Annotated in this window: 10 protein-coding genes; 6 read left to right on the plus strand and 4 right to left on the minus strand. The window is 48.5% G+C overall.

Features of this window, described 5'->3' with window-relative positions; translation table 11 throughout:
- Positions 1-42: 42 nt before the first annotated feature.
- Together FDX11_RS17110 and dsbG are read right to left on the minus strand one after the other, a co-directional pair.
- A complete protein-coding gene (locus tag FDX11_RS17110; RefSeq protein ID WP_042309852.1) occupies positions 43-939 on the minus strand; it encodes a LysR family transcriptional regulator in 897 nt (298 codons plus the stop codon).
- A gap of 205 nt (positions 940-1,144) precedes the next feature.
- Positions 1,145-1,891, minus strand: a complete 747-nt coding sequence (dsbG, locus tag FDX11_RS17115) for a thiol:disulfide interchange protein DsbG (protein ID WP_137348949.1) — start codon at positions 1,889-1,891, stop codon at positions 1,145-1,147.
- Positions 1,892-2,257: 366 nt separating this feature from the next.
- Between dsbG and ahpC the strand changes: the two genes are divergently transcribed.
- From ahpC to FDX11_RS17145, 6 genes are all read left to right on the plus strand, one after another.
- Positions 2,258-2,821, plus strand: coding sequence for an alkyl hydroperoxide reductase subunit C (gene ahpC / locus FDX11_RS17120; protein ID WP_004859485.1), 564 nt, complete (start codon positions 2,258-2,260; stop codon positions 2,819-2,821).
- Positions 2,822-3,060: 239 nt separating this feature from the next.
- On the plus strand, positions 3,061-4,626 hold the full coding sequence (ahpF, locus tag FDX11_RS17125; protein ID WP_042309848.1) for an alkyl hydroperoxide reductase subunit F: 1,566 nt from the start codon (positions 3,061-3,063) through the stop codon (positions 4,624-4,626).
- Between the two features lie 221 nt (positions 4,627-4,847).
- Positions 4,848-5,408: a molecular chaperone gene (locus FDX11_RS17130; RefSeq protein ID WP_137398283.1), complete on the plus strand. Its 561-nt coding sequence runs from the start codon at positions 4,848-4,850 to the stop codon at positions 5,406-5,408.
- Positions 5,398-7,668: a molybdopterin-dependent oxidoreductase gene (locus FDX11_RS17135; RefSeq protein WP_137398284.1), complete on the plus strand. Its 2,271-nt coding sequence runs from the start codon at positions 5,398-5,400 to the stop codon at positions 7,666-7,668. Before FDX11_RS17130 ends, FDX11_RS17135 begins: the two co-directional genes overlap by 11 nt.
- Entirely contained in the window at positions 7,665-8,222 is a 558-nt protein-coding gene (locus FDX11_RS17140; protein WP_042309843.1) for a 4Fe-4S dicluster domain-containing protein, read from the plus strand. The genes FDX11_RS17135 and FDX11_RS17140 overlap by 4 nt, the downstream gene beginning before the upstream one ends.
- A complete protein-coding gene (locus tag FDX11_RS17145; RefSeq protein ID WP_061381647.1) occupies positions 8,222-8,989 on the plus strand; it encodes a DmsC/YnfH family molybdoenzyme membrane anchor subunit in 768 nt (255 codons plus the stop codon). The genes FDX11_RS17140 and FDX11_RS17145 overlap by 1 nt, the downstream gene beginning before the upstream one ends.
- Before the next feature lie 70 nt (positions 8,990-9,059).
- Here the strand turns inward: FDX11_RS17145 and uspG are convergent, their stop codons facing one another.
- On the minus strand, positions 9,060-9,488 hold the full coding sequence (uspG, locus tag FDX11_RS17150; protein WP_016152215.1) for a universal stress protein UspG: 429 nt from the start codon (positions 9,486-9,488) through the stop codon (positions 9,060-9,062).
- A 187-nt stretch (positions 9,489-9,675) separates the two neighbouring features.
- Complete coding sequence (rnk, locus tag FDX11_RS17155) at positions 9,676-10,086, minus strand: nucleoside diphosphate kinase regulator (protein WP_005120853.1); 411 nt, start codon at positions 10,084-10,086, stop codon at positions 9,676-9,678.
- Positions 10,087-10,299 lie beyond the last annotated feature (213 nt).

Consider the following 10,299-nt stretch of genomic DNA (forward strand, 5'->3'; position numbering starts at 1 on the left):
GTGTTGTATCTAATCGTGGGGGCAGGTCAGCTTTTTTTAATTTTATGGGCTAATCCTTTTAATATAATCAGCAAAAGACTGGTTGTTAAGCGAGGAACGATTGTACATTAAAAAAAGTTTAACCGGTGGTAATTTAAAATTAATGCTGATTTCTTTCAGGTTAAGTGCAGCGGCATTTTGCTCATAAATGATTGTAGGAATGATGCCAATAAGATCTGTGCTGGCAATAATATTAGTAATGGAAGTCAGTGAGTCACTGCTAAAACCAATTTTACGTTCTGGAAAAAGATCATTCGTTACAAACTGTTGCTCGTGGATACCGGGTTGCGTTGTGCTAAGCAATGTAAATTGCTCCCGCATGATTTCTTCGAGCGTGCTATGTGCAGACATTCTTGGATGACTACCACTGCATACCAAAGTGCATTCAATCTTTTTAAATAAGTTACATACAATAGAGCGGTTATGCACGGGAACCGTAGTTATCACCATATCTGCCTTCCGATACGCCAGTATATTCTCTGCGGTTTCTGCTGACATTAATATATCGTGGTGTTCAACTTCGATATCTGGATTTTTTCTTAGGGCATTGATTAATTCCGTTACCCCCAGTGTGGTGGTGATTTGAGGACTGTAGATAATGAATTTTTTTTTCAGACTGGAGTCATGCATAATATTAATGGTTTGCTCCAGCATATTCAGATTTTGCTCAAGATGATGATGAAGATTGACCCCCGTCACCGTAGGCGTAATGCCTTTACCGGATCGAATAAATAGGGGGTCGTTAAACTGTGTGCGTAGTCGTTGTAATGACTGGCTAACCGCTGATGGCGTGATATACAATGTTTCGGCAGCTTTGCTTATACTTAAATGTTGGTATATACATTCAAAAATGACCAGTAGATTCAGGTCAAACTTTTTGAGGTCATAGAGATTAGCCATCGTTATCTTCCTGTAAAGTTCTGTCAGGTGTAATTTGCATTAAGAATGTTATAAGTAAAATTATTCTATGAGTTTATGTTTGAATACTTAAAGTATGATGTACTGAAGCTAAAATAGCACAACAAGATTATTTTTTACGAGTAAAAAAATCAGTGATGATGAGTGATTGAGATGAGAACGATAACAATCACTCATTTTGTTACCTTTATTTATTTCCCATGATAATGTTTAATTTTTCCTTATCGGGTAACCCGACTTCCTGTTGTAACGTATTGTCTTTACTCATGTAGTAGATGGCTGGCGTCACGTTTGCGCCCAAATCATCCATCAACTTTTGGTTGATATTGAGTATCTTCATCTGCTCGGGCGGGAGAGAGGCCGGAATTTCCAGCTTCATTTTGCCGCCAGAAGCTTCATAGTCATGCCAGGTTTTGGCCGGATCTTTTGCCGACAAGATTGCGACAGCTGTTGCCGGGCTTTCGGGTTTGATTACGCCCACTAACAGCGTACGCAGCTGAACTTTACCGGAATCGATCCATGGACGCGCCTGCTGCCAAAACTGCTTGCAATAAGGGCAGAAGGGATCGGCGAACACGTAGACAATTACCGGAGCCTCTTTATTTCCATCCAGAATCCACGAGGCTTTTTCCATTCGCTGCCACATCTCGCGCCCTGCTGGGGCATAGATCTCTTTTTCTATCAGCGTATTACTAAGATTTTCTCCTTTTTCGTTATACATATAACCGGAGATGGCATGTTTGCCGTCAGGAGTGACATAAATGGTTACTCCCATATCCTGGTATTTACCAAGATAACCTTTCATTCCACCTGGCGCGTCGAAGGGCTTCACGATGGTAATACCCTGTTTCTCAATGGCTTTAACAGGGGTAGGTAGCTCTTCGGCATGGACAATAGCGGGAAGCAAGGATAAGAGTAAGGTACGTTTAAACATTGATTTTCCTTATAAAATCAGAAGGAAAGGGGACTGAATTGCAAAACCTATCACAGCCATAGGTAAGATCGACAGTCTGTCGATTGCCCTTTCTTTAGTTGGGTGATGTAATCCCAATCGCTGTTACGACCTTTGTTAAGGTAATGTAGAGCGCAACACATAGCCAGCTCTGCTGGTACTGACGTTACCTGCGGGTAGCTCGGGTAATGAGGCTCCCTGCATAGGGGGCCTTTTTTACTTTTGTCTTTTAGGTTCGATTGAGTAAGTTGTTAGTTAACGCTTATTGATTTGATAAAGGAAACGCATTAGCCCTTTGAAGAGATTTTCGTTAACTTATCTCTCAACGAAAACACGGAGGAAGTACAGATGTCTTTGATTAATACCAAAATTAAACCTTTCAAAAACCAGGCGTTCAAAAACGGTGAGTTCATCGAAGTAACCGAGAAAGATACCGAAGGTCGCTGGAGCGTCTTCTTCTTCTACCCGGCTGACTTCACCTTCGTTTGCCCGACCGAACTGGGCGACGTTGCAGACCATTATGAAGAACTGCAGAAACTGGGCGTAGACGTTTACTCTGTTTCTACCGATACCCACTTTACGCACAAAGCATGGCACAGCAGCTCTGACACCATCGCAAAAATCAAATATGCGATGATCGGCGACCCGACTGGCGCCCTGACCCGTAACTTCGACAACATGCGTGAAGATGAAGGTCTTGCTGACCGCGCAACCTTTGTTGTTGACCCGCAGGGTATCATCCAGGCAATCGAAGTTACCGCTGAAGGTATCGGTCGTGATGCTTCTGACCTGCTGCGCAAAATTAAAGCCGCACAGTATGTTGCATCCCACCCAGGCGAAGTTTGCCCGGCTAAATGGAAAGAAGGTGAAGCGACTCTGGCTCCATCTTTAGACCTGGTTGGTAAAATCTAAAATTCGCTACGCCTTTCGCGCTACAGGTGCGTTGGCTACGCTTAATCACCCCGGTCACTTACTTATGTAAGTTCCCGGGGATTCATAAGCTTGCCGCCTGCCTGTAACGCGAAATTCTTGCGAATTAATCCTTAAGCGGGTGCGTCGTGCCCGTTTTATTCCAACACCATGATGCAAACGTATTCAGACTGTCTGAACGAGGCCGCTTGCATGATGATGTTTTCAGAGAGGGAAGAAGAATGCTCGACACAAATATGAAAACCCAGCTCAGGGCTTACCTTGAGAAACTGACCAAACCTGTTGAGCTGATTGCTACGCTGGATGACAGCGCTAAATCGGCAGAAATCAAGGAACTGCTGACTGAAATTGCTGAACTGTCAGAGAAAGTCACCTTTAAAGAAGACAATACTCTGCCGGTACGTAAGCCATCGTTCCTGATTACTAATCCTGGCTCTCATCAGGGGCCGCGCTTTGCGGGTTCTCCGCTGGGCCATGAGTTTACCTCGCTGGTGCTTGCGCTGTTGTGGACGGGCGGTCACCCGTCAAAAGAGGCGCAGGCGTTGCTGGAGCAGATCCGCGATCTCGACGGCGATTTTGAGTTTGAAACCTATTATTCACTCTCCTGCCATAACTGTCCGGACGTGGTGCAGGCGCTGAACCTGATGTCGGTACTGAACCCACGCATCAAGCATACGGCGATTGATGGCGGTACTTTCCAGAACGAAATCACCGATCGCAACGTGATGGGCGTTCCGGCGGTATTTATGAACGGTAAAGAGTTCGGCCAGGGCCGCATGACGCTGACTGAGATCGTGGCGAAAGTGGATACCGGCGCAGAGAAACGTGCGGCTGAAGAGTTGAACACGCGTGATGCCTATGACGTACTGATTGTTGGTTCCGGTCCTGCGGGAGCTGCTGCTGCGGTGTACTCTGCACGTAAAGGTATCCGCACCGGTCTGATGGGCGAACGTTTTGGCGGTCAGGTCCTGGATACCGTTGATATTGAAAACTATATCTCGGTGCCAAAAACCGAAGGCCAGAAACTGGCGGGCGCGCTGAAAGCACACGTCGATGACTATGATGTTGATGTTATCGATAGCCAAAGCGCCAGCAAATTGATTCCTGCGGCGCAGGAAGGTGGTCTGCATCAGATTGAAACAGCATCCGGCGCGGTGCTGAAAGCGCGCAGCATTATCATCGCGACCGGCGCGAAGTGGCGCAACATGAACGTTCCGGGTGAAGATCAGTATCGCACTAAAGGCGTAACCTATTGCCCGCACTGTGATGGCCCGCTGTTTAAAGGCAAGCGTGTGGCGGTGATTGGCGGCGGTAACTCCGGTGTTGAAGCCGCTATCGACCTGGCGGGCATCGTTGAACATGTGACGCTGCTGGAGTTTGCTCCTGAAATGAAGGCCGATCAGGTACTGCAGAATAAACTACGCAGTCTGAAAAATGTCGACATCATTTTGAATGCGCAAACGACAGAAGTAAAAGGCGATGGCAGCAAAGTGACTGGTCTTGAGTATCGTGACCGCGTAAGCGGAGATATTCACAGTGTGGAGCTGGCAGGTATCTTTGTACAGATTGGTCTGCTGCCGAACACCAACTGGCTGGAAGGCGCCGTTGAACGCAACCGCATGGGTGAAATTATCATCGATGCGAAGTGCGAAACCAGCGTGAAAGGTGTTTTCGCTGCGGGTGACTGCACAACCGTACCGTATAAGCAGATCATCATCGCGACAGGCGAAGGCGCGAAAGCCTCGTTAAGCTCTTTTGATTATCTGATTCGCACAACAGTAGCATAAAAAAGTAAGACTCACCTGCATGCCAAAACCGCCAGTCATCCGCTGGCGGTTTTTTATTTCCGCGCTTTCAGATTGTCAATTCTTGAAACAATAAACTGCATTAAATATTCATTTAATTAGCCTGATCATTAGTTTCATCAAAAAAAGAATAGGCATTTTCTTTATTATATTAACCTGCACTATGTTTTCATTTCTTGTGTGAATAAATGGTTGGTTAATTCATGGGTGAAATATATGAAACCCTGACGATCTTTGAATCGACAGGGTTATTGTTGCGTGATTTTTTTATTTCTTCTGATAGTAATACGCTGAAAAAAGCTTATTCCGCGCTGGATACAAATGCCTCGACGTTGACAGAGCTCGAGTGGCTGCAAGCGGAGTATGACTTCAATGCACTCTTTATCGGGCCGCAGGCGCTCAAGGCCGCACCGTTTGCTTCAGTTTATCTCGAAGAAGATGCTCTTGTTATGGGTCAATCAACCCTGAGTATTCGGGAATTCATGGCAAATATCGGCCTATCTATAAATCATGTGAATAATATTCCTGATGATCATATTTCATATGTATTGGAGTTGGCCGTTTTATTATCGGTAAACGCCCGGGCATCAGCAGAATATCAGACTGTCCTCACTCGATATGTAAATGAGTATATAGTGGTTTGGGTTCCCGATTTTATAGAAAAAATAAAGATAAATGCACAGACCGCCACGTTGAGAACCGTAGCGGGAAAATTGTCTTCTTGGCTTGATGAATTAAACACGAGAGTATCATATGAGCAATGAACCGGGAGTTCTGAACAGACGTTCATTTTTGAAAGGGTTGATTGCCCTTGGCACGGTGGCTGCCCTACCAGGGGGACTGCTGACTTCACGTTGCGCATTAGCGCAACCGCCCATTCCTTTTAACCCGAAAACCTACAAAATTTATCGCAACGCCTGTCCGCGTAACTGCTATGACACCTGTAGCCTGAAAACATGGGTGAAGGACGATGTCATCACCTTTGTGGAAGGCGCGCCTGAGTCAACGTTTACGCATGGAGCACCCTGTGTTAAAGGGTTGAGCTACCCGCGTCGGGTATACAGCCCGGATCGCATTAAATATCCAATGGTTCAGGATGTTCGCGGTAGCGGTAACTGGCGTCGTATTTCCTGGGACGAAGCAATGCAGCGCATTGCGACCAAGATACTGGAGATCAAAAAGAAAGATGGTTCAATGCTGGGCCTGGCGATGACCAAATATTCCGGCAAATTCGGGGTATTGAACTATGCGGTTGAAGGGATGATGTCTTCGCTGGGTTACACCACCCGTTTTGCCGGAACGCCTTGTTGGCCTGCCGGTATCGATGCCCAGAACTACGATATGGGCGATATGTGGTGTAACGACCCGGAAGATTTTGTAAAAGCAAAATACATCATCATCTGGGGTGCTAATCCGGCATGGTGCTCAATGCACACCATGAAGTATATCTACCAGGCGCGGGAGAAAGGGGCGAAAGTGGTCGTTATCGATCCGCTGTTAACGCAGACCGCCGCAAAAGCCGATCTTTATTTACGCGTTCGTCCAGGTTCTGATGGTGCGCTGGCGCTGGGTATGGCACGCCATTTGGTGGATAAAGGCCTGGTGGACCAGGATTTCGTCAACAACTATTCTCATGGTTACCCGGAATTCGAAGCCTATCTGCGCAACAGTGTGACCGTTGAGTGGGCGGCTGAAATCTGTGGTTTGTCTGCGGATGTCATTCGTCAATTGGCGGAAGAATTTACGGCGGTTAATCCTGCTACCGTGTGGATTGGTTATGGCATGCAGCGCCATGTTAATGGTGGCGCGAATGTTCGTGCCATTGATGCTTTCGTCGCCATGACGGGTAATATCGGTATTGAAGGCGGCGGCGCTCGTTATGGGCATCTGCATACCTGGGGCTTTAACTACAATGCCATGCTGCAAAAGCCACCGGTAGGCTCCATCGGTATGCCTGGAGCAGCGGGTACAACCAGTGAGTTCGGTTCTGCTGGGGCAGTGGCGCAATATTCCGATCGTTCTCTTAATATCAACCAGACCGCCAAAGGAATTCTGGAAGCCAACGAACCGCCTGTTCGTATGCTTTGGGTTGCCTGTAAGAACCCGTTTGCTCAGGATTTTGATCGCAGCAAGATGGAAAAGGCGTTTGAGAAACTGGAAATGGTGGTGTGCGCCGATCAGTTCTTTAACGAAACCGTCCAGCACGCCGATATCGTCTTACCGGTCACTACCGCCTTTGAAGAGTGGAATGTTGATGCCTCCTACTGGCATTACTGGCTCTCTATCAACCAACCGGCCATTAAGCCGATGTATGAGGCGAAATGCGATCTGGAGATTGCCGTTTTACTCTCCCGGACGATAAATAAGCTGGAGCCAGGTTCTTGTACATTCCCGCAGGAGTTCGATCATAAGCGCTGGCTGGACCAGGAATTTAACGACGGGATGGGCAAAATGTTTGGCATCTCCTCCTGGGATGATTTGCTGGATGGCCCGAAAAAAGCCATTTTGCCGAGCTCTGCGGCCTGGTATGACCGTAAATTTAAAACCCCCTCTGGAAAGTTTGAATTCAAATCTGAGCTATGTGAGAAAAATGGCCATACGGCGCTGCCGGAATATAAATCGGAGGCGAAAAGTACACTGCCATTCCACCTGTTTACACCGCATGTGCAGTTCGGTATCCATTCCCAATTTATCAACCTTGACTGGATGCAGGTCTTCTATCCGGAGCCGTTTGTCTATATGCATCCGATTTCTGCAGAAAAAAGAGGCATTGCCGAAAACGACCTGGTGAAAGTGTTTAACACCGTAGGTGAAGTAGAACTGCGTGCGAAGGTGACCGCTAACGTTCCGGAAGATTTCCTGGTGATGTACGAGGCGTGGTTTCCGAAACGGAAATACAACGTACAAAACGTGGTGGCGGATACCCCGGCCGATATGGGGCTGATGAAAACCGGTGCACCAGGTGCGGCGATCCACAGTCAGTTTGCGGATATCATTTTGGTAAGTAAAGGAGCAGCGGCATGAGACGCGCGTTTTTAGTCAATAGCGATAAATGCATCGGTTGCCGTGGCTGCGCGATGGCGTGTAAGAGTTTTAACCAGTTGGAGCCTGAACGTTTCTGGCGCTACGTCTATCCGCTGGATAAAGAAATTTATCCGCATGAAGAGCGGGCGTTCTACTCGCTGGCTTGCAATCACTGTGAAAACCCAGCCTGCCTGGCGGCTTGCCCGGTCGAGGCTTACACCAAACGTGAGGATGGTGTTGTGGTGCATAACCCGGAACGTTGTATTGGATGCAAAAACTGTATCCGTAATTGCCCATACGGAGCGCCGCGTTTCAATGAAGAGACGAAAAAGGCGGAAAAATGCAGCATGTGCTACGAACGCCTTGACGTTGGTATGCAACCGGCATGTGTAAATGCTTGTCCGGTGGGGGCGCTGACGCTAATCGATCTGGATGCCGACCCGATACCCAACAATGCCGTCCAGTATCCGCCGGGGTTCCCACGCATGCCGCAGCTTAATCCGGGCACGCGTTTTATCCTGGCGCGTCAACCGAAGCAGCCGGAGGTCAAGTAATGGAAAAGTATGAACTTCCTCTGGTCATTTTTACCGTACTGAGTCAGATGTCGGTTGGGATCACGCTGATTTTGACGCTACGCAAGCTGCAAGGAAAACTGGAAAGCAAACGCTTGTACTGGCTGGTTACCGGTCTGGTTCTGGCGGCTGCGTCCGTGGCAGCGATCCTGCACCTTGCGCATCCGGACCGTGCCTACAACGCCCTGATAAACCTGCAGCACGCCTGGCTGAGCCGTGAAATTCTTGGCGCAACCTTATATGGCGCGGCGGTGGGCGTGACGTTCCTGGCAAAAGGGCACAAGGTTCCGGCTGTTCTGGCGTCTGTCCTTGGAATTGCGCTGGTGGCGGTACAGGGTATGACCTATGCCGCACCGGCGATGGTGGCGATCGCCAACGGTCTGACGATGCTGCTGTTCTTCATCACCGTGTGGGTTATGGGTTGTGCGGCGATTCCGCTGCTTAATCTCGCACCTGCCATTGCCGCATTACGCCAGGGAATTGTTGTTTGTATGGCGGTCATGATCGCAGCCCCAATTATCTGGTTAAGCGGCGGGACCATTATGCAGATGACCGCGCATGCCTGGCTGACCTCGCCGCTTTATCTGGCGAGCCTGGTTTGTCTGGCGCTGGCCTTTGTGTTGAGTCGTCAGGGCGAACGTCGGGCAAAAGCGTTGTTTGTTCTGCTGTTTGTTGGCGTAATCCTCAGTCGTCTGACATTCTTTGGCGATACGGTCAGCACCATCGTGAATATCGGTCATTTGTATTGATTGCACGGTAATAAAAACCCCCTGTCAGATGTTAACCTGGCAGGGGGTTTTTACAGCAAATCAGACGTTATTAACGAACAACCAATACCGGCAGAGTAGCATGGCGGACAACGCTGGAGGCATTTGATCCGAGCAGGTGGGTACTGATGGACGGGTTACGCGACCCAATGACCACCACATCTGCATTCAACTCTTCACCCAACTCGTTGACCACGTCACGGACGCTGCCAAAGCGCACGTGTTGTTTAATGCGGGAGGGATCGATGCTGAAGTGACCGACCATTGTTTGCAGACGCGTTTCCGCTTCGTGCTGCAGATGCTCTTCAAAACGACGAACGTCTGCCGCAAAGCGGTGCAGGCTTAAGCTCGCTGAGCCTGGCAGCACATGCAGCAGATGGATAACGCCGTTTTCCTGTGCCAGGAATTCTGCATGGCGAATAGCCTTGTCACTCAGTTCCATTTCGAATACATCAACAGGCATTATGATTGTGTTGTACATAAACATTCTCCTTGTCATTACATGAACACATAACAGCATAGTATTAAAAATGATTCTGTCAGTCACGGCACAGATTTATGTTTTGCGAACAGGAAATAACGCGAGGGTAGGGAGATGAGGAGTAACCGGAAAGAGGATGCAGATGCATCCCCTGCAAGATAAAGCGAATAGCTTTGATAAGACAGAGTTAGCGCAGGTAGTCGCCCGCAGCTTCTGGTTGGTACTCAAGTTCGATGACTTCGAGGTGTGTTGAGGTACCGCCCGGCAGTTCCCAGTGAATGGTGTCGCCAACGCGAAGACCCAGAAGTGCCGCGCCAACAGGCGCCATGACGGAAAGCTGCGTGCTGCTGTCAGTCATGTTGGCCGGATACACCAGGGTACGCACACGGACTTCGCCATCACTCAGATTGCGGAATTTCACGCGGCTGTTCATGGTCACGACATCGTGCGGCATGGTTTCTGGAGAACACATTTGCGCGCGATCCAGTTCAGCGTTCAGGGCGTCGGCAATCGGTAAACCAGCAAACGCAGGTTGCTCCAACAGGCGGTCAATGCGTTCCGCATCGAGGTCGTTAATGATGATAGTTGGTCTGGACATTTATTACTCCATGTCGTCGATACTGCGGGTGCGCAGGTAAATAATCCCAAAAGAAAACCCTCACCGTCAGGCGGCAAGGGTTTAGCTTTTATGATGATACTGAGACTTACCCTATGTTTGAAGTGATTTAGTTCACATTCAGGTAAATCATCAATATTGTCGCGTATGCTGTGATTTTAGCCGAAAAATGAATCGCCACAGATAATCTAGACA

This window comes from Citrobacter sp. wls714 (assembly GCF_005281025.1).
GTDB classification, from domain to species: Bacteria; Pseudomonadota; Gammaproteobacteria; order Enterobacterales; family Enterobacteriaceae; genus Citrobacter; species Citrobacter werkmanii.